This window comes from Mucilaginibacter polytrichastri, from assembly GCF_001911425.1.
GTDB lineage: Bacteria > Bacteroidota > Bacteroidia > Sphingobacteriales > Sphingobacteriaceae > Mucilaginibacter > Mucilaginibacter polytrichastri.
Genome location: NZ_MPPL01000001.1, coordinates 2225008 through 2244299, shown reverse-complemented (window position 1 = coordinate 2244299; position 19292 = coordinate 2225008). Strand labels below are relative to the sequence as shown.

Sequence of the window (19292 nt, the reverse complement as noted above, 5' to 3'; positions counted from 1 at the left end):
CTTTTTTTATGCAATTTAATCCCTGTAATACTAGTGCAAACCCTACCTTAGAAATATGAAAAAGTCATTAATGATATTGGTAGCAGGGCCATACCGCTCTGGCACAAATGATAACCCTATATTGATTGAAGCCAATGTAAAACACATGACAGACACTGCCCTTGCCGTATATCGCCTGGGCCACATGCCGGTAATGGGCGAATGGTTTGCTTTGCCTTTAATTGAAGCAGCGGGATCAAAGCAGGTAGGTGATGAGGTGTTTAACGAAATATTCCATCCCATAGCTGTACAATTGATTGACCATTGCAATGCTGTGTTGCGTATAGGAGGGCCATCTGCCGGGGCCGACGAAATGGTAGCCGTTGGCTTGGCTAAGCAAAAAGAGATCTTTTATAATTTAGATAATGTGCCCAGGATATAGAATTAAGAACCAATACAATATTTGGATTTAATTGTATTTCTTCCCAAGTTCATCGCTAACCTTGGTGGCGTTGGTAATAATACTTTCCGGGTAACCGATAGCCTTTAATACGGCTATGGCATTTTTATGTTTTAAGATGCCTGGCTTAATTTTATAATCGAAGATCAGCCGCTCATCGGCAGCCATTTCTTCGAAAGAATATACTGCATATTCTTCGCCTAGTAACTCTGCTAGTTCCAGGTCGTGAGTGGATACAAATACAAAGTTTTTATTGGCCGATAAATAGGAGAGGATGGCCCGGGCAGCGGCCACTCGCTCAATGGTATTGGTGCCGCGGAAAATTTCGTCAATAATGATGAGACAATTACCACCGTTAGCCTTTACGTGATTTAAAATATTGAAGATAGATAATGCTTCGGCCTGAAAATAACTTTTAGATTCATCGAGGCTATCAGCCATGTTAATACTACTGCATATATCAAGCAAAGGTGCCTGGTAGCTGTGCGATGGCGAAGTGTACAAGGTTTGCGCCAACAAGGTATTAACCGCTATAGAACGTATAAATGTTGTCTTACCCGACATATTAGAGCCTGTAATCAATACGCCCTGACTGTATTTTGCTGATAACGAATTAGGCACACAGTTCGCTATCAATGGATGGTACAGGTCTGTTATTTCTAATTGCTCACTACCATTTACAAAATCAGGTTTGCAGTAATAAGGTAAACCTACCCGTAGCGATTGCACACTAATGGCTGCATCTATTTCGGCCACATAATTAAACAGTACTTCGATATCTTGCTGGTGGTTATTTACCTCATCAATGGCAGTAATAAAGCTGCGTGGTTCCAGCAGAAACAGGATCTTAAATAACTCCCATATACCAGAACCCAGGTCTGTAGGGTCGGCGCTAACGCCGCCATCAAGGCTCACAATAGCCAGCTTGCGGTTAAGCGGTTTCAGGTTGTTGATGCTATCCTGAGCCTCTTTGTAATGTGCCGTTTGCAACTGGTTACTAATATTAGTTGCCGCATGGATCAGCCTTCTTAATTGAGGCAGCGAATGCACAAAACCAAAGATCTTTTCCTTATTGGTAAAGTGCAGGTAGAAGTTGTATAACGTAAGCCCCAGTGTAAGAAAGAAAAAGAATTGGTTATGGAGTATAATGGTCATGGTTAGGGCAGCTATCCAAAGCATGCCCGCAAACTGGATGTAAAGCTTTACGAGCGGACTATAATCGAGCACCGCCTTGCTATGGAACAACTGATGCACATAATAGGCATCACTTTTATTTAAACGCTGCAACTCCAAACTGATGGTATAACGCTTTGCTTCATCTGCGCCAATTTGTTCAATCAATTGGTCGAAATCGAGCAGTTTGTGGCGCTCGCGTTCGGGTTTGCGTAGTTTGGCGTAAAGGTATTGCTGGCCGGGTTTGGAGTTGGTACGATCTACATATTCAAACAGTTTTTCGAAGTCGATATCATTAGCCAGCGCTGCTGATAATGGATCGCTATGCAAGTGATTGCTGTAGGCAGAAATCAATCTGTAATTGCGCAGCACATCTATAGGTTTGCCCCAGTTGTATCGAAGTTCTAAAAATAGCTGCCGCTGTTTTTCTTTACGCCGGTAGTTGGTGTAAAGAAAAACAGCAACAATAAGCAGAACAATAAAGGGCAGTACGATCATATGCTGGTTTGCTTTTTTGTGCAGATATTATTTTACAACCATTTGCGCCGTATTACGGCTTAACTGCTCCAGTAATATTTTACGGTCGCCTATCAGGGCTTTCAATTCATCTTGTTTATAATGGCGTACTGTAATGATAGTTAGATCATTATTATACTTTACATTAAATGATTGTTTAAGTTGTTCTAATAAGTGGTTAAAACGTTCGGCACGATAATCAAAGCATACCGTAAAGCTTAAGGCCGATACTTGCATCATGTTAATTTTAACATGGCTGGCTGCAAAAAGGCTGAATACGGCACTTAAATGATCCTCGGTAATAAAAGTATAATCTTTGGCCGAAATAGATACCATTACCTGGTCCTGTTTCAGAATGATTACCGGCTTTGCGTAGTGTTGCAAGCCAATTTCAGAGATCACAGTCCCCATCGCATCCGGATCGGTAAAGGGTTTTACCAGCAAAGGGATCTTAGCGTTTTGCAATGGCTTAATGGTTTTGGGATGAATAACCCCGGCGCCATAATAAGTCATCTCAATGGCTTCTGTATACGACAGCTGATCGAATTTTACTGTATCTGTAAAATATTTAGGGTCTGCATTTAATATGCCCGGTACATCTTTCCAGGTGGTAACAGACGCTGCGTTTAAGCAGGCTGCAAATATAGCAGCGGTATAGTCAGAACCTTCGCGGCCAAGGGTTGTGGTAAAGTTTTCAGATGTTCCGCCTAAAAATCCCTGTGTAACTACCATGCTGTTTTCAAGCATTGCCGGGATGTCCTGCTCAATATGTTCCCGGGTTTTAGGCCAGTCTACCACGCCCTCGCGGTAAGTATTATCAGTATGGATATAACCACGCACGTCCAGCCATTTGCTGTTAATACCTTCCTTATTTAAGTAAGCAGTTACAATGCGGGTTGATACCAGTTCGCCGATGGATACGATCTGGTCATAGATGAAATCATAGTCATCGTGGGGTTCATCCTCAATCATCCAGTCAATCTCTACAAAGGTATTTTCTATATCGTTAAACACCTGGTGAGTTGGTTCAAATAACTCATCCAAAATATGATAATGATACGCTTTTATATCATTGTAAATTTGGTGCACATCGTCAATTTGGTTAACGTATGCATCGGTTAATTTCTCCAGCGCATTTGTTGTTTTACCCATAGCCGAAACCACGATAAGTAACTGTTGATCTGCGTACTTTTGAACTACCTTAGTAAGGTTTATAATACCCGGAGCATCTTTAACAGAAGCCCCGCCGAATTTAAAAACAAGCATTTATTTAATGTATTGTGCTACAACCGTATTGGGGCGCAGTAATTTTTTTATTTGTGTGTAGGGGATTACCAGGTCGGTTTTACCGGCGGCGTAAGGTTTTATTTCGTATTGATTGTATACGAATCGCAACCCGATTGGCGAGATCAGAAAGTTCTCATTCAGGCTAAATTTGTTATCCTTAAAAAAGTAATCGTTTTTTAAAGATGAGGTATCGCTCAGGTTTTCCTGCTTGCGGAATATTTTCTCGGCCACCTGGTTTAACTGGGGTAATCCACCGTCAACCAAAATATCTTTAAGCGTTAAATTTTTATGTGCCTTGGTGGCCCAGTTAATAAAGCCTGTAAAAGCTGCACCATGCGCCCCGCCAAGGTAACTGTCACCATCAATTTGCAAGGTAGTAAGGGCCGAATCTTGTCTTATAACACCGGCTTTATTATTCAGGATATAGAACATCGTTTTGCGGTCGGTGGTCTTTAAATCGGCCTTGTAAGCGTTCATGAAATTTTTAGCCAGGGGCTCAAAATCGGTATCAGTTTTATCGCCTACAGAAAACAAGCCAACCAGCTTACGTTTAACCGTATCATTTAAAGCGGCCTGGCCTGTAAAAACAGGGTAGGTGATCTTAATTACCGTACAGCCACTATCGGGTTTGTTTCCGCAGTTATCGGCACGCTGCTTAAATGTTTTATACTGGTAGGTTAACGTATCTTTTGATATACCCGCCTTAACGTCTGGGTTCTTCGCCGTTTCGACGCAGCCAGCCATAACAGCCGCCAAAACCGGGATGTATAATAACTTCATTTTCATATCTGGTAAGCAGTTATTTGTTCTTTACTTAGCGATGCATTGAGCCAGCCGGCTTCAATATTTGCTTCATATTTATTGTAGAATTTAATAGCGGGTTCGTTCCAATCCAGTACCTGCCACGTCATGCCGTTAAAACCAAGCTCCTGCGCTTCCTGTATCAATCGGTCGAAAAGTAGTTTCCCGGCGCCCTTGCCACGGAAAGCTTCGGTAATCACCAAATCTTCTAGATACAGGCGCTGGCCTTTCCAGGTAGAGTAGCGAATGTAATATAACGCAAAACCAATGATCAGTCCATCAAGGCTTGCCGTGTAGGCTTTCCATACCGGTTTAACCCCAAAACCAGCTTCCTCAAATTCCTGCAGAGAAACGGTAACCTCTTGTGGGGCACGCTCAAATAAAGCCAGTTCGTATACCAGGTCAAGCAATCGTGCGCAGTCTTCTTTTTTGGCTACCCTTATTTTTACATCCATATTATTTGTTGTAAGTACACTGATTGTATTATGATTTTACCGATCCTATAATTTGATTTCACCTATTTGTATAGGCTGATGATCTTGATTCTCGATTCTTCCCTCTCTTTAAATTAGTTGTTCTTAAAGTGCTTGATAACCCGCTGGCCAAATACGGTGCTGCCTAAGCGTACTATGGTTGCGCCGGTTTCAATAGCAATTTTATAATCAGACGACATACCCATTGATAGTTCATCGAAGCTATCTTCCTTGCGGAAATAACTTTGTTTTATACCGTCGAAGAAGGTATCGAGCTCATAAAACTCATCCTTAATTTGTTTTTCGCTTTCTGTATTGGTGGCTATACCCATCAATCCACGGATGCGTATGTTTTTTAATTCGGTGAATTCGGCAGACCGAAGGAGTTCTATTACTTCATCGAAACCCAAACCAAACTTAGTTTCTTCGTCGGCAATGTAAACCTGTAACAGGCAATCAATTACCCTTTTGTTTTTTACAGCCTGCTTATTAATTTCCTGCAATAGCTTAATGCTGTCGACAGACTCTATCAGGGTAATAAAAGGGGCAATATATTTAACCTTATTGGTTTGCAGGTGCCCAACCAGGTGCCATTCAATATCTTTGGGCAGCTGTTCATATTTCTCAACCAATTCCTGTACCTGGTTTTCACCAAACACACGTTGCCCGGCATCGTATGCCTCCAATATATCTGCTATGGGTTTGGTTTTAGATACGGCAACTAATTTTACCTGTATACTTTCCAATTCGTTTTTTAAACTTTTGATATTCTCTGCAATGCTCATTAAATGCGTAATTTTGCTAATAGTAACCGCCGCTAATTTACAGAATGCGTATTTATATTAACTTGTTTTTTTTAGGATTGCTTTTTTTTACAGCTTGCAGCAATCACGATACGCCAAATGGCGTTATACCGCCCAAAAAGATGATTAACCTTTTAACAGAGGTGCATATCATCGACGGTAGTCTTTATACTGTTAGCCAGGCCCCGGATACCTTGTATAAATATGGCACTGCCAGATACCTGGACATGTTTAAGCGATACGATACCGATAGCACCCAGTTTAAGAAGAGTATGGAGTATTACACCGGCAACCCAGATGCTATGGAAAAGATGTATGACCAGATATTGCTGAACTTAACTGCTAAAACAGATTCACTAAATAAAGTGCGGATTAAGATCGATAAATTAAAAACTGATTCTATAAGCAAATCTAAAAAAACCGATACAGCTGTAAAAACCGATTCGCTGCGTAAGTTAAAAAAATTGAAGAGGCCTACCCAAGTTGACTCGATACGTAAAATAAGAAATAAAACCAACTAATGATTTACCCGGAAAATAGCGTTGATAAATTAGGATTTACCGAGGTAAAAGAACTGATTAAAGCACATTGCCTGAGCATTATGGGCCAGCAAATGGTAGACCGGATACAGGTGATGAGCAATTTTGACCAGATTCGTAAGTTTCTGTACCAGGCCAACGAGTTTAAAAGCATCCTGCAAAGCGATACTGTGCTACCCATCAATCATTTTTATGATTTGAAAGCGCTGGCTGCCAAAATACGGATAGAAGGCACATTTTTAAGCGAAGAAGAGTTTTTTCAGGCACAGGTTTCGTTATCTACTGTTTTTGCCGTAATCGGCTACTTTAACGAGCGTGAAGGATTGTATCCTAACCTCGAAGCTTTATTTGAGCATTTGCCCATAGAGAAAGCTATTATTAAAAAGATAGATGCCGTAATTGATGCCAAGGGTAAAATACGCCCTAATGCATCGCGCGAGCTGATGGATATTACCGCTGGCATCTCTAAGGCCGAGCAGGAAGCCCGTAAAAAGATAGACCAGATTTTTAAAAGTGCGACAGCAAGCGGCTGGACTGCAGATGGTTCTTTAACCATTAGAGATGGCCGTTTATGTATCCCTATACTGGCCGAAAACAAACGTAAAGTTAAAGGTTTTATACATGACGAATCGGCCTCGGGCCAAACCGTTTACCTGGAGCCCGAAGAAGTTTTTACGCTGAACAACCAGGTGCGTGATCTGGAATTTGAACGCCGCCGTGAGATCATAAAGATATTAACCGCACTTACAGACGAATTAAGGCCTTATGCGCCATTGTTGTTATCCTATCACAGTCTGCTTACCAAACTAGATTTTGTGCGTGCCAAGGCACTGTTTGCCATTGATATAGAGGCCGAAATGCCGGTGGTAAGTAATGAAGGCAGCATCAAATTAATTAATGCCCGCCACCCGCTGCTAACGCTCAGCTTTAAAAAAGAGAAGAAAACCGTGGTACCGCTTAATGTTACCATAGATGAGGGTACCCGCATTGTGGTGGTATCGGGCCCTAACGCCGGTGGTAAATCTGTTTGTATGAAAACCGTTGGTTTGCTGCAAATGATGGTACAGGCCGGTTTACTGATCCCTGCTGATGAACATAGTACCGTTGGGACGTTTAAACAGATTTTTGCCGATATAGGCGATGACCAATCGATAGAAAGCGACCTGAGTACTTACAGTGCCCACCTGTCTAAAATGAAACACTTTGTGGAGCAGGCCAACGGTAAAACACTGATATTGATTGATGAGTTTGGTACCGGTACCGACCCGCAATTTGGCGGCCCGATTGCCGAGGCCGTGCTCGAATCATTAAATCATAAAAAGGTGAGGGGTATGGTTACTACCCACTACTCCAACCTTAAAATTTTTGCCAGCAATGCCGAGGGTATCGAGAATGCTTCGATGCTGTTTGATAATGTGCAGATGAAACCGCTTTATATTTTAGAAGTAGGCAAGCCCGGTAGCTCTTACGCTTTTGAAATAGCGCAAAAAATTGGCCTGCCGCAAAACGTACTAAACCTGGCTAAAAATAAAGTGGGTTTTACTCAGAAAAAGGTAGATACGCTATTGGTTGACCTGGAACGGGAGAAGAAAGAAATTTTCGATACCAAAACCTCGCTCGATAAACAGCAGCGCAGGGTTAACCAGCTACTTGCCGAAAATGAGGAGCTGAAAGGTTTTCTGGAAGAGAACAAGCGTGCACTGATGCGCGAGGCGAAACAGGAAGCACAGAATATTATACTGAATGCCAACAAGCTGGTAGAAAATACGATTTCGGGGATAAAAAGTAGCCAGGCTGACAAGGAAACTACCCGTAAGTTGCGCGAAAACCTAAACCAGGAACTACAAAAGCATACGGTAAAACCTGTTGTTGCCAAACCTGCTGCCAATGCCGAAAGCGAAGAGCTTAAGCCCGGCGACTGGGTTAAACTGGTAGATTCTGAAACCACGGGGCAGGTAATAGAGATTGCTAAGGACAATGTGATTATTGCCATTGGCGATCTGCGAACAGTAGCCAAAAAGAAACGCGTGCAAAAGATTTCCAGGAAAGAAGTACCTAAAGATATCCGGAAGATCTACAGTTCGCATACCAGTGATGTGGCTAGTTTTAGCCCGGAGATTGATGTACGTGGCATGCGTGGCGAAGACGCTGTACATGCCATTGAGAAACTGTTCGACCGGGCATTGATGATGGGAGTGGGTTCATTAAAAATACTGCATGGCAAAGGTGATGGCATCCTCCGTAAACTGATCCGCGATTATTTGAAAAAATACGACCAGGTTGGCCGTATGGAAGATGAACACGCAGACCGGGGCGGCAGTGGTATTACGTATGTTTATTTGAAATAGTTTAAATTTAATTGTCATTGCGAGCGATAGCGTGGCAATCTCGTAGCTATACAAATCGAATAGGTTTACGACGAGATTGCTTTGTACCTTGCAATGACCAAATCATATTATGTAAATGGCAAAATACTTGATCACCCTTTTAGCTGCTTTTGTAGGCTTACAAGCTTATTCGCAAACCATCATTAAAAATAATGATCCGCATATCCATTACATGGGGCGTGTAAATATTACAGATTCGGCAACAGTGCTAAGCTGGGCAGGAAATTCTGCTACCATAAACTTTAACGGAACAGGCGTAAAGGCCCTGCTAAAAGATGAAGGTGGCGAGAATTATATGAAAGTAATTGTGGACGGTAAGGTATTGCCCGATATTAAATTGGACAGCACTAAGCATATGTATACATTGGCAGATCACCTACCTGTTGGCCGCCATAATTTACAACTTTATAAACGCAACGAGTGGGCTTTCGGTAAAACCTGGTTCTACCAATTTGAATTGAATGATAAGACTAAAATAGCAGAGGCCCCTGCAACTAAGAAAAGAAAAATTGAATTCTTCGGAAACTCTATTACCTGTGGTTATGCCGTATTGGATATCGAAGGTAAAGACCGCAGCGACAGCCCGTTTGAAGATAACTATGTTAGTTATGCGGCTATTACAGCCCGCCATTTTGATGCGGAGTATAGTTGTGTTGCTAAAAGCGGCATTGGTGTATTGGTAAGCTGGTTTCCGCTGATTATGCCGGAGATGTATGACCGCCTGGATGCTACAGATGAAAACAGCAAATGGGACTTTACTAAATATACGCCCGATGTGGTCGTGATCAATCTTTTTCAAAATGATTCGTGGCTTGTTCTTCAGCCTAAAAATCCTGAATTTAAGCATCGCTTTGGTACACAGCCACCAAGTGCAGAAAAAATAATAGCCGCTTACTATGATATGGTTAAAAACATAAAGAGTAAGTATCCAAAAGCACAGATCATTTGCGCACTCGGAAGTATGGACGCAACCAAAGAGGGTTCGCCATGGCCGGGATATATCAGCAAAGCGGTTGAGCGTTTAAATGACAGCCGTATTAAAACACACTTTTTTCCATACAAAAACACAAACGGGCATCCCAGCAAAGCCGAGCAACAGGCCATGGCTGATGACCTGATTAGTTATATCGAGAAAAATATTAAATGGTAATAAAAATGCCCCTTAAATAGGGGCATTTTTATTAGATTTTTATATGTCCCGTTCTTCGGGGCTGTTGCTCCCATAGTCGGGGCCTCTTTCGTAATCAGTATTCCATTCGGCCTTGCCGGGTTCACTTTTGTTGCCATCGCCAACCTTATTTTGTACCGGGTTGGCATTGCCGGGTGCATTTTGTTGGGTGCCGCCATCATAATCAGCAGTTCCTTCCTGGTAAATATTGCTATCAACAGACTGGCTCTGGCCATCTTTTGTGGGTGCGCCTTCCTGGTGGGCTGGTTTAAAATTGCTGTTCTCGGGGTGCTCTTCGCTAGGCTCAGTACGTTTAAAGTAATCGTTACTATAACCAGCATAGCGAGATGGGTTGGCTGCATCGTCGCCTGATGTGGTTACATTACTTTTACCAAAGTTTTCGCCGCCACTACCCTCGCTTTCGTAACCATCGGTGTCAGGATCGGCCATCTCGGCGTTTCCAAAAAGATAAGTGCGTTTCAGGTCTTTTTCTTCGATATTATCGTCATCTTCTACCTTGTATGCCCTTGGCTTGTTATCGCTGTTTTCAGTGTTTTCCGGGTTGTTATATTCTTCTGCGCTCATGACTGTAATTATTAGTATAGTTATAAGCTCATATTAATTCGAATTGTTTCATAATAGTTAATATTTAGTCATTAAGCAATGCTCATTAGTCAATGTGTTGATGTTTCATATAAAACATCTCAGCCAATTACTTAATTTCGTAAACAACCAATTATAATATTTCATGAATAAAGTTGTCAGCGGTGCCGAAGCGGCCATTGCCGGAATTGTGGATGGGATGACACTCATGCTTGGTGGTTTCGGCTTGTGCGGCCTGCCCGAAAAATGCATTGAAGCCCTGGTTAAAAGCGGGATCAAAGATCTTACCTGTATCTCCAATAATGCCGGTGTGGATGATTTTGGCATTGGGCTGATGCTGAAGCAGCACCAGGTTCGTAAAATGATCGCATCTTACGTTGGGGAGAATGCCGAATTTGAACGGCAACTGTTAAGCGGAGAACTGGAGGTAGAACTCATTCCGCAAGGCACTTTAGCTACACGCTGCATGGCAGCAGGATACGGCATGCCTGCAATTTTCACACCGGCCGGTATCGGTACAGAGATAGCCATAGGTAAAGAGATCCGTAATTTTAATGGCAAAGATTACCTGATGGAAATGGCTTTTGATGCCGACTACGCTATTGTTAAAGCCTGGAAAGGGGACACTACAGGCAATCTCATTTATAAATCAACGGCTCGCAATTTTAACCCGGTAATGGCCATGGCGGGCAAAATTACCATTGCCGAAGTGGAGCATCTGGTTGAACCCGGCGAGCTGGACCCCGATCATATCCATACGCCCGGCATTTATGTGCACCGCATTTTTCAGGGTGAGAACTATGAAAAGCGTATTGAGAAAAGAACAGTGAGGTGATTTGAAGATTTGTTAATTTGAAAATAATGTGGACTAAAGAAGATATAGCCAGGCGCATAGCGCTCGAAATAAAAGACGGCTACTACGTAAACCTGGGCATTGGTATACCAACGCTGGTTGCCAATTACATCCCTGCGGATATGGACGTGGTACTGCAATCAGAAAATGGCTTGCTGGGCATGGGGCCGTTTCCGTTTGCGGGCGAAGAAGACGCTGATACCATAAACGCCGGTAAACAAACCATTACCATGCTGCCTGGTTCGGCAGTGTTCGACTCGGCTATGAGTTTTGGGATGATTCGTGCTAAAAAGGTAAACCTAACCATCCTGGGCGCTATGGAGGTATCGGAAAACGGAGACATAGCCAACTGGAAAATACCCGGTAAAATGGTGAAAGGCATGGGCGGTGCAATGGACCTGGTAGCATCTGCAGAAAATATTATTGTGGCCATGCAGCATGTAAATAAAGAAGGAGAATCTAAACTATTACCCCAATGTACCTTACCCCTTACTGGCGTAAACTGCGTTAAAAAAGTAGTGACCGAGCTGGGGGTATTTGATATTTTACCCGAAGGCGGCTTCAAGGTGGTAGAATGTGCGCCAGGCGTAACGTTAGTTGATATTAGAAAAGCAACTAAAGGGAAGCTTGTAGATTAATATAAAGTTGTCATCCTATGCTTGTGCATAGGATGACAAACAAGGTTTAGATATCGTTTTCAGCACTTTGATTCGGAAATATCTGCTTGTGCAAATCTTTAGAGATTTCCTCTGTAATTACAATTATATCCTGGGCAACATGGGTGTTATTGGTGATGATCCTGTCACTCTCGTCTTTATAGGGCAGCAGGTACTCCTCGTAGGCCGGCTGTACATGGTTATGCCATTTATACATCACATCATCGTGCGAATAGCCGCGTTCTATCAGGTCGCGTTTTAGGCGGCGCTCCAGGGCTACGTGCTCTTCGGTATCAATAAAGATCTTCATATCCAGCAGATCGGCAATTGCCTTAAAGTGCAGGATAAATAGGCCTTCAACAATAATAATAGGAGCGGGTTTTACCTCCAGCGTTTTGGGTACGGCGTTGGGGTTGTTAAATGTATACTCTTGCTTATAAACGGTTTCGTAACGCATCAGCTTTTGAATATCATCCAAAAAATGAGCATTATCTATGGTAGCGGGCAGGTCGAAATTGTAGAGCCTGTTTTCCTCTGGCGTCATGTTGTGTGCTACAGGGATGTAATAATCATCCTGCGAAACAAGGCACACTTCATGTGCATTAAAATGTTCTAAAAAGCACTTTAAAAAAAAAGTTTTGCCAGATCCGCTTCCGCCGGCAATACCAATAATATAAGGTTTATTCATTCGGAACGCCGTAACTGATATTTACATGAAAACGCTTATCAAGCGCACCTAACGATTCTGCAACACTCTTAGTCATTACTAATATAACATCTTTAGTCGACTCGTTGTCTGTAAAACGACCAACTACTTTTGCAAAAGTAGTACGGTTGGTCATCGGGTTGGTAATTTTAATTACCGTACCAATAGGGGCGGTACGGTGTAATATCAGTTTTTTATTTTGGTCGAGGGTTGGGTCATCCAATGTAGTGGCCACACCTTTTTCGTTTTTCTCAAACAAGCCATATTTAGATGGCGCATGGTGCTCGGCGTTTAAGCTATCGGCCATGGTAGCCACATTGGTGGTATCGCGCCGTGCCGGGGGTACGGTATCATTCTTTTCCGGTTTCTCCTGCACCGAGAAAGTTTCATTAGGTTTTACAATGGGTGCTGTAGCTCCAGTTGCGGCACCCTGTAAGATATTTAGTACCATGCCTGGGCTAAGGCTGTTGCTTTTTAAATTATTGCGTTGTTTAATATCTTCAACCGTACTGTTAAAACGTTTGGCTACACTGTATAAATATTCGTGCTTGGTAACCTTATACTGTACAATGGTGCCGCTTTCGCCGGTATTAGCTGGTGGCTGCACCTGTTGTACCGGTGGTGCAGCTACAGGAGTTGGTTGCGCTACAGGCGGGCTTACCGGTTGGCTTTGTACAGGTGCCGGTGTTGGTACCTGCGTTTGCGTAGCTGCACCCTGGCGTATGTTAATGAGCTGGCCGGGGGTAAGGTTATTGCTTTGCAGATTATTCAGCTTTTTTATATCCTCAACTGTGGTATTAAAGCGTTTAGCAATACCGTATAAATATTCGTGCTGGGCTACTTTATATTGCACAACAGAACCAGCTTCGGCAGTATTGGAAGGGGGCTGTACAGGAGTAGCGGCGACATGCTGGGTAAAGGGGATATCAGTTGGTACTTTAACAATGTCGCCCTCGTGCAAAACAGCATTAGTATTAAAATTTATAACGGCTTGCGGCTTTACATTATAGCGGCGGGCAATAGCATAGTAAGTTTCTTTAAGGGCTACCTTATGTAAAATTATTTTTTTGCCGTTCTGGTTCTCTACACCAACCGAATCGATAACCGGGTTGGCAAACAATGAGGCAGACAGGGCAGAAAATGATATAAATAGTAATAATATTCTTAATCTCATAAAGGGGTTTATGCTGTATTTACAGGTTTAAAACTTTTACTACAGACCGGTTTTTTAACCAGATCAGTTTATTCTTATAACTAATAAACGCCTCGGGTTGCAATTTTTGTATATCGTTATTCATTATATCGTCAAATATCAACTCGTTGTTCCTATCAAACAGGTATAAATGTTGTGTTAAATGGCTCCCATCAAGCGCGTGCAAAGATACAATTCTAAAGTTATTGTGCTTTAGATAATGTACTACATTTCCATATGGTTGTAAATTAGACAATCCGGGAGGCAAGTCATCTGCCTGGATTACTTGGGGAAACGCGATGCTACTATCAATACCTGTATCCGCAGGCTCATAAGCGCCTTTTCGCTGCCCTGTATATGTATCTATAGCGTACAGTTTTTTGGGTTGTATACGGGCATCATAAACTATTATACCTTGCCTGTTAAGTAGCTCAAAATTAATGTTATAATCAGTCCAAAGCACTTTTCCGGTAATACTATTTACGCCTGTTAACCCCTTATGTATGGGGGTAGATTCCGACTGATAACCGTGTAGTAACAACACGCCATTACCGGCAGTTTCTATACTGCTTAGCCAGCGTTCGGGCATTATAAGATCTTTAAAATTGGTGTTGCCGGTGTTCAGGTCAATGGCTGCAAAGCTAACCTGCTTGTTGCTGGTATCACGTAGTTCAACAAAAAGCGTGTCGGTACTTTCGTCAATTTCCATGCGCCAAACAGGTGCATCAAAGGGCTGGTTTATAAACGGGGTCAATGGCATATCGATTTTACAAATATGGAAAATTACCTTTAATGCATTAGCTTTGTTGTAAACAATGACATACAAACCATTGTTACATCAATCACAAATTATCACTTATGGATGCTAAAGAAATAGGCCTTGAAGAAGGCAAAGTACGCCCGGTTGTAGATCATTTAAATGATTACCTGGCCAATTACCACATTCACTATCAAAAATTAAGAGGCTGCCACTGGAATGTAAAAGGCAAAAGCTTTTTTACACTGCACGTTAAGTTTGAAGAATTATATACTGATGCCTTAACCACCATTGATGAACTGGCCGAAAGAATCTTAGCTTTGGGTAAGCCACCAATCAGCACGTTTCAGGATTACATCAGCACTTCAAAATTAAAAGAGATCAATACCATTGGTATGCTGGATACCGATATGGTGAAAGCGCTTATTGAAGATATGGCTGTGCTTATTGAGATAGAACGCGAACTGTTAAATATTACCGCCGATGCAGGCGACGATGGTACCAACGATATGGTTAATCGCTTTATGCAGTTTAAAGAGAAAAACACCTGGATGCTACGTTCGTTTGTTAACGAAGATTAAATAATAGTATTCGATAGTTTTTCTATTCTAATCATCCCTTTCTTTAAGAGAAAATTAGGCTTTCTAGTCTATTTTCTCTTAAACTATTCCCCTGTCTATTTCTTGTTATTTTATTACGTTGTGTAAATATTTAATGAGACGTCTTTATAGCTGTAATTGACTATAGGTTATAATTTTTCTTTTTACGACATATTTTACTAATATATGTTTTATATTGAACCCGATAATTAACCAAAAACTTATCTGGTAACTTTATGAAAACAAAAAACTTTACTTTACAAATTTTAATTATTTTAGTTTTTGTATTTTCTTCATGTAAGAAGGATAACAAGCTAGAATCAAAACCACAAGAATTGAGTTCTTTAACAAGTTTAGAGAGCTACAACAAGCAAGTTGCATTTAGTAAGATCTTGGCCAAGTCTTTACAATCGGAGCCGCTTCTTAGAGAAAAGATCAAAACCGAAGCTAAAAAGCAATTTGATTTTGATTATGACATTCTTTTTCAAGCTATTAAGAATGACGTTTTAACAGACAATGAATCTGTTTATAATAAGGTTGTTAAATATGCATCTTCAAAAGATGAATTTGATAAAATTATAAATGATTTGCCGTTACTAACACTATATGTACCGGAGTTGCCAGATTTTTCTGCTGATACTTGGAAAGCAAACTCGGAAGTGCCGGTTGTTGCTATTAAACCTGCTGCCAAACATGCTGATGTAGAAATTTATGATGCTAAAGGAGAAAAATCCATTATTAAATATGGTTTTGTTCCAGGGGGCCCTACAATTGTGGTGAAAAATAATGAAAGGCTAATAGTGAGTGGTGCTGGTGTTGAATCAAAAAACAATGTCGTCACAAATGCAATCTTGAAAGAATCGAATAGTAATAAAACTTATAGCACCGTAAACGGATATCAATATTCATTTATTAGCAGCGAGTTTGATAATTCCAAATCTGATCAAGCCAATAAGAAATCGATAAACGAGGTTATCAATCAAAACCAGATGACCGGTATACTTGACCCGATTAGCGTGAGCGCTTATAAAGCTAATGCCGAATGGCAACGGGATTATATTTATTATGGATTGGACCCAGCCAATGGTATAACGTCTGGCCAGTTTAGAAGCAATTATTATGAGTATATTACAGGTTTTAGCTTTGTACATGGTTATGATTACGAAAATCTTAATATTGGAGATGATACTAACGATCCGAAACTAACAAAGATTTATTCGGGGCCTCAGTGGACTGATGGTGCGCTTGAAATGAGGATAAATATTTTTATGAATGGAGAAAGCCCATTACAGGTATTATTTTCTGTAAAGGCATCAGATTTATTTGATGTTCAATATACAGCTGTTGGCAGTGGCCGCCCTTCTTATCAATATAGCGGGCTTAACCCAAAATCTTATAATCCTAATATAAGGTTGGTGCCATTTAACTTCCAAAAATATGGAACATCATGGAAATTTGTTGTTTCGGAATATGACCCGGCTGGTGAGGTCACCAACACGGTAACTAATACAACAACCCTTAGTGCAAACTTTGGAGTGGATTTTAAAATTGGGATCAAATTTGGTATCAGTGGAACCTCTACTAAAACCAGTACTTATAGCTATAAAACAACTACAGGCTCAGATGTATTAGGAGAAGGCATCCTGGATTTCAGTGAGCCAATTATAACTCAAATTCAAATAGGCCCACTATATTCGCCAGGCTTATCAAGACCGATAAGGGGAACTGAAGGTGAAAATTATACAACATTTAATGTAACTACAGGCGTAGTAAATTTACTGGTATCGCCTCAAAAAGCATTTTAATTAATTCAACTTTATAAAACAAAGGAGCCCGGATGCATTGCACCCGGGCTCCTTTGTTTTATAAGAAGTATTTTTAGAACCTCATACCTAATGTTAAAAACACATTATTATATTCATTTTTTAAACTTGCTATAGGGCTATCAACGCCTAAATCATAAGGGATATTGGTGCTATATCCCTTAACATGGCTATAAGTAGCATCTATGTAATAGGCACCAAACCGGTAACCTAAACCCCCACTTGCTGTTTTAATATCGGTACCGTTTTGTTTAAGCGGGCTGCCTTGTAAGCCATAACCTCCACGTAAAAAGAAATTGCTGGTTAAACGTGCCTCAGCACCAAAACGGGCATTCACGGTTGATTGATAGTTTTTCTTAATATCGCCGTTATCTGTACTTACATCATAGTCCGGGCTCGAAAGATGTGCTGTTGAATAATCAAGATAATCAACATCAGCAGTAATAAAACCTAAGTGGCCAATAAATACTGCCGCGCCGCCTGATACTTTAAGCGGGGTTCTTAAATTGTAACTGGCAGGATAAGAGTCGCCATCACTGTAACGGCTACCACCACTATATGTAGTATTTAACCCTTCCGAACTATTGTCATCAATATTATACCAGGTAGGTGTTGTAATACTAGCACCTAAACGCACAATTTCAACAGGTTTATAAATTAAACCAAAAGTTGCATTAAAACCTGTACCTCTTGTAACTTGGTCGCGTACGTAATTAGATACATAATCTTGTTTCACATTAACATACTCTGTATTGTCTTCAGTAAATACAGATGTTGTATTATATCTGATATCTGTTATGCCAATTCCAAAACCCAAATACAGTTTGTTGCTGTAATTAGCACCCATTGAAAGGTTAAACTGAGTTTGCCCCCCTGTACTGTTTATACGGTTAGCTTGCGTACCGCCTAATGTTGTACTTGGTTCGTAAACATTTGCATTGGCGTTATTATTGATCAATTTTTGGCGATAAGCCCATCCCTCTAAATAACCATCAAGTGTATAATTATTTGCTACATCGTTATTAGCCAGGTTTGCATAATAATCTGCAACTGAACTGTTTTTGTTAACGCCAGAGTAATAGGTATTTTGATAAAAATCATTGGTGCGGTTGTATGAAGCACCAAAGTTTAAACTCAACCATCCTTTTGTTTTATCCTGACCTTTAGGAGTATTTAAACGGCTGTAAAAAACGATAGAGGCATTATTTAAGTTACCCTGATTGTGCGAGTCTGAGTTACTTTGGCCCATGTAAGATGAGCTAACTTTAGCATTGTTAAACTCGGGCGTAATACTCATTTCCGAATGCGTAAAGTAGCCTAAACCCGCAGGGTTACCACTAATGTTACTTAAATCTCCGCCTACGGCAGTTTGTGCATTACCGATAGCTTTAATGCGCGATGTAGATCCGGTTGTACCGCCGGAGAACCGAATTGCATCTTGCGAGTATTGGGCAAAACTTGTCTTCGTAATAGCTACTGTAGCTATTAGCAGTAATAGATATTTATTTTTCATACGATGTTATTGCGATGGATAAGATATTTATGGTCTTGACGGACGGCCGCCACCTCTGCTGCCGCCGCTATTTCCTCCGCTGTTCATGCCTGAATTGCTTGGCATAGAGTTGGTTGTACGGGTAGGCTGATTATTGTAATTTGGATTATCTGTTCTTTGCGGGCGAGCCTGACCAGTGCGGCCGCCACTATAATTGCCATATCTGCCATAACCATTAGTGCCAATACGTTGACCTGATGAATTTACATTACGGCCAGGATAGTAATTGGTATTTGGATAAGCACCTCTGTAGCCAAGACTACGGCCTGAATTGTTGGCATAAGAAGAACCGCCAGCAATTCCAGAACCGCGATATGGACGCCCTCTGCCACCACCGTAACCACCGCCGCCATAACCCCAGCCACCACCGTAGTAGCCGCCGCCATAATAACCGCCGTAACCGTAGCCATAGGCAGAGTAAATACCCCAGTAAGGGTAGCCGCCGCCATAGCCTATGCCAAATGGCGAATAACCATAATAGCCGCCATAGCCAAAGCCGATACCTAAGCCTATGCCATAACCACCGTAAGCGTAAGAATTTAAATCATAACCGCCATATCCGTTAGTAGGAGTAGAGGCATAATCGTAATAATAATCGTCGTAATAGCTAAAAGGTGAGTTGTAACCGAAGCGATTTATGCGCGATGCATAGCTATCGTAGTAGTAATAATCGTCGTCGCTGTAAGTTCCGGATTGATCTTGTGGGTTGGCGTAAACATTTTGATTGTATGTAATTGGCACGTCAACCTGGTCGCCGGCCTTAGCCTTAGTGTAGTATACATCATCGTCAACATGCTGATTAGATGCGAGTTTCTGTGTTGAGCATGAAGCAAATGCCAATACCCCCATCAGCATTACCCCTGTTATTATATTGCGATTCATTATGTAGAAGTTTAAAATACGGTTCTAGTAAAGTTTAAATTTATAAATTTGGCAGCAATAATACGTAATTCATTAGTCAAAAT

General features: G+C 41.3%; 19 protein-coding genes. 8 read left to right on the top strand and 11 right to left on the bottom strand.

Annotation, left to right across the window (positions count from 1 at the left end; translation table 11 throughout):
- Positions 1–55: 55 nt before the first annotated feature.
- Positions 56–421 (top strand): DUF4406 domain-containing protein, encoded by a 366-nt coding sequence (locus RG47T_RS09710; RefSeq protein ID WP_074489233.1) that lies wholly within the window; start codon positions 56–58, stop codon positions 419–421.
- A gap of 27 nt (positions 422–448) precedes the next feature.
- Here the strand turns inward: RG47T_RS09710 and RG47T_RS09705 are convergent, their stop codons facing one another.
- From RG47T_RS09705 to RG47T_RS09685, 5 genes are all read right to left on the bottom strand, one after another.
- Entirely contained in the window at positions 449–2110 is a 1662-nt protein-coding gene (locus RG47T_RS09705) for a MutS-related protein (RefSeq protein WP_074489232.1), read from the bottom strand.
- A 27-nt stretch (positions 2111–2137) separates the two neighbouring features.
- Positions 2138–3394 carry an aspartate kinase gene (locus RG47T_RS09700; protein ID WP_074489231.1) on the bottom strand — a complete coding sequence of 419 codons (1257 nt, stop codon included), beginning with the start codon at positions 3392–3394 and terminating at the stop codon, positions 2138–2140.
- Positions 3395–4201 (bottom strand): DUF3298 and DUF4163 domain-containing protein, encoded by an 807-nt coding sequence (locus RG47T_RS09695; protein WP_074489230.1) that lies wholly within the window; start codon positions 4199–4201, stop codon positions 3395–3397.
- Complete coding sequence (locus RG47T_RS09690; RefSeq protein WP_074489229.1) at positions 4198–4671, bottom strand: GNAT family N-acetyltransferase; 474 nt, start codon at positions 4669–4671, stop codon at positions 4198–4200. Before RG47T_RS09690 ends, RG47T_RS09695 begins: the two co-directional genes overlap by 4 nt.
- Before the next feature lie 113 nt (positions 4672–4784).
- Entirely contained in the window at positions 4785–5474 is a 690-nt protein-coding gene (locus tag RG47T_RS09685; protein ID WP_074489228.1) for a YggS family pyridoxal phosphate-dependent enzyme, read from the bottom strand.
- A gap of 44 nt (positions 5475–5518) precedes the next feature.
- Here RG47T_RS09685 and RG47T_RS09680 point away from each other — a divergent pair, with 44 nt between their 5' ends.
- The 3 genes from RG47T_RS09680 (at position 5519) to RG47T_RS09670 (ending at position 9568) form a co-directional block, all read left to right on the top strand.
- Positions 5519–6013: a DUF4296 domain-containing protein gene (locus RG47T_RS09680; RefSeq protein ID WP_074489227.1), complete on the top strand. Its 495-nt coding sequence runs from the start codon at positions 5519–5521 to the stop codon at positions 6011–6013.
- A complete protein-coding gene (locus RG47T_RS09675; RefSeq protein WP_074489226.1) occupies positions 6013–8379 on the top strand; it encodes an endonuclease MutS2 in 2367 nt (788 codons plus the stop codon). Before RG47T_RS09680 ends, RG47T_RS09675 begins: the two co-directional genes overlap by 1 nt.
- A gap of 115 nt (positions 8380–8494) precedes the next feature.
- Positions 8495–9568, top strand: a complete 1074-nt coding sequence (locus tag RG47T_RS09670; RefSeq protein WP_074489225.1) for an SGNH/GDSL hydrolase family protein — start codon at positions 8495–8497, stop codon at positions 9566–9568.
- A gap of 39 nt (positions 9569–9607) precedes the next feature.
- Here RG47T_RS09670 and RG47T_RS09665 read toward each other — a convergent pair whose 3' ends face one another.
- On the bottom strand, positions 9608–10171 hold the full coding sequence (locus RG47T_RS09665; RefSeq protein ID WP_074489224.1) for a hypothetical protein: 564 nt from the start codon (positions 10169–10171) through the stop codon (positions 9608–9610).
- Positions 10172–10334: 163 nt separating this feature from the next.
- Here RG47T_RS09665 and RG47T_RS09660 point away from each other — a divergent pair, with 163 nt between their 5' ends.
- Both RG47T_RS09660 and RG47T_RS09655 read left to right on the top strand, forming a co-directional pair.
- Positions 10335–11024 carry a CoA transferase subunit A gene (locus RG47T_RS09660; RefSeq protein WP_074489223.1) on the top strand — a complete coding sequence of 230 codons (690 nt, stop codon included), beginning with the start codon at positions 10335–10337 and terminating at the stop codon, positions 11022–11024.
- A 26-nt stretch (positions 11025–11050) separates the two neighbouring features.
- A complete protein-coding gene (locus RG47T_RS09655) occupies positions 11051–11680 on the top strand; it encodes a 3-oxoacid CoA-transferase subunit B (protein WP_074489222.1) in 630 nt (209 codons plus the stop codon).
- A 46-nt stretch (positions 11681–11726) separates the two neighbouring features.
- On the opposite strand, the gene RG47T_RS09650 is transcribed toward RG47T_RS09655, so the two are convergent.
- Genes RG47T_RS09650 through RG47T_RS09640 form a run of 3 tightly spaced genes read right to left on the bottom strand, consistent with a single transcriptional unit; the run spans position 11727 to position 14356 of the window.
- Positions 11727–12386, bottom strand: coding sequence for a uridine kinase family protein (locus tag RG47T_RS09650; RefSeq protein WP_074489221.1), 660 nt, complete (start codon positions 12384–12386; stop codon positions 11727–11729).
- Positions 12379–13578, bottom strand: a complete 1200-nt coding sequence (locus tag RG47T_RS09645) for a LysM peptidoglycan-binding domain-containing protein (protein ID WP_083627356.1) — start codon at positions 13576–13578, stop codon at positions 12379–12381. Before RG47T_RS09645 ends, RG47T_RS09650 begins: the two co-directional genes overlap by 8 nt.
- 19 nt (positions 13579–13597) lie before the next feature.
- Positions 13598–14356 (bottom strand): DUF4905 domain-containing protein, encoded by a 759-nt coding sequence (locus RG47T_RS09640; protein WP_139235670.1) that lies wholly within the window; start codon positions 14354–14356, stop codon positions 13598–13600.
- Positions 14357–14454: 98 nt separating this feature from the next.
- Between RG47T_RS09640 and RG47T_RS09635 the strand changes: the two genes are divergently transcribed.
- Positions 14455–14934: a Dps family protein gene (locus RG47T_RS09635; RefSeq protein ID WP_074489218.1), complete on the top strand. Its 480-nt coding sequence runs from the start codon at positions 14455–14457 to the stop codon at positions 14932–14934.
- A gap of 254 nt (positions 14935–15188) precedes the next feature.
- Positions 15189–16757: a hypothetical protein gene (locus RG47T_RS09630; RefSeq protein ID WP_074489217.1), complete on the top strand. Its 1569-nt coding sequence runs from the start codon at positions 15189–15191 to the stop codon at positions 16755–16757.
- A 73-nt stretch (positions 16758–16830) separates the two neighbouring features.
- Here the strand turns inward: RG47T_RS09630 and RG47T_RS09625 are convergent, their stop codons facing one another.
- Positions 16831–18288 carry an OmpP1/FadL family transporter gene (locus tag RG47T_RS09625; protein WP_074489216.1) on the bottom strand — a complete coding sequence of 486 codons (1458 nt, stop codon included), beginning with the start codon at positions 18286–18288 and terminating at the stop codon, positions 16831–16833.
- A 27-nt stretch (positions 18289–18315) separates the two neighbouring features.
- Positions 18316–19209: a hypothetical protein gene (locus tag RG47T_RS09620; RefSeq protein ID WP_074489215.1), complete on the bottom strand. Its 894-nt coding sequence runs from the start codon at positions 19207–19209 to the stop codon at positions 18316–18318.
- Positions 19210–19292: the final 83 nt, after the last annotated feature.

Bases quoted from the DNA above. Each gene is read 5' to 3' on its own strand.
- RG47T_RS09710 (WP_074489233.1), top strand. From the start codon at position 56: ATGAAAAAGTCATTAATGATATTGGTAGCAGGGCCATACCGCTCTGGC.
- RG47T_RS09705 (WP_074489232.1), bottom strand. From the start codon at position 2,110: ATGATCGTACTGCCCTTTATTGTTCTGCTTATTGTTGCTGTTTTTCTT.
- RG47T_RS09700 (WP_074489231.1), bottom strand. From the start codon at position 3,394: ATGCTTGTTTTTAAATTCGGCGGGGCTTCTGTTAAAGATGCTCCGGGT.
- RG47T_RS09695 (WP_074489230.1), bottom strand. From the start codon at position 4,201: ATGAAAATGAAGTTATTATACATCCCGGTTTTGGCGGCTGTTATGGCT.
- RG47T_RS09690 (WP_074489229.1), bottom strand. From the start codon at position 4,671: ATGGATGTAAAAATAAGGGTAGCCAAAAAAGAAGACTGCGCACGATTG.
- RG47T_RS09685 (WP_074489228.1), bottom strand. From the start codon at position 5,474: ATGAGCATTGCAGAGAATATCAAAAGTTTAAAAAACGAATTGGAAAGT.
- RG47T_RS09680 (WP_074489227.1), top strand. From the start codon at position 5,519: ATGCGTATTTATATTAACTTGTTTTTTTTAGGATTGCTTTTTTTTACA.
- RG47T_RS09675 (WP_074489226.1), top strand. From the start codon at position 6,013: ATGATTTACCCGGAAAATAGCGTTGATAAATTAGGATTTACCGAGGTA.
- RG47T_RS09670 (WP_074489225.1), top strand. From the start codon at position 8,495: ATGGCAAAATACTTGATCACCCTTTTAGCTGCTTTTGTAGGCTTACAA.
- RG47T_RS09665 (WP_074489224.1), bottom strand. From the start codon at position 10,171: ATGAGCGCAGAAGAATATAACAACCCGGAAAACACTGAAAACAGCGAT.
- RG47T_RS09660 (WP_074489223.1), top strand. From the start codon at position 10,335: ATGAATAAAGTTGTCAGCGGTGCCGAAGCGGCCATTGCCGGAATTGTG.
- RG47T_RS09655 (WP_074489222.1), top strand. From the start codon at position 11,051: ATGTGGACTAAAGAAGATATAGCCAGGCGCATAGCGCTCGAAATAAAA.
- RG47T_RS09650 (WP_074489221.1), bottom strand. From the start codon at position 12,386: ATGAATAAACCTTATATTATTGGTATTGCCGGCGGAAGCGGATCTGGC.
- RG47T_RS09645 (WP_083627356.1), bottom strand. From the start codon at position 13,578: ATGAGATTAAGAATATTATTACTATTTATATCATTTTCTGCCCTGTCT.
- RG47T_RS09640 (WP_139235670.1), bottom strand. From the start codon at position 14,356: ATGCCATTGACCCCGTTTATAAACCAGCCCTTTGATGCACCTGTTTGG.
- RG47T_RS09635 (WP_074489218.1), top strand. From the start codon at position 14,455: ATGGATGCTAAAGAAATAGGCCTTGAAGAAGGCAAAGTACGCCCGGTT.
- RG47T_RS09630 (WP_074489217.1), top strand. From the start codon at position 15,189: ATGAAAACAAAAAACTTTACTTTACAAATTTTAATTATTTTAGTTTTT.
- RG47T_RS09625 (WP_074489216.1), bottom strand. From the start codon at position 18,288: ATGAAAAATAAATATCTATTACTGCTAATAGCTACAGTAGCTATTACG.
- RG47T_RS09620 (WP_074489215.1), bottom strand. From the start codon at position 19,209: ATGAATCGCAATATAATAACAGGGGTAATGCTGATGGGGGTATTGGCA.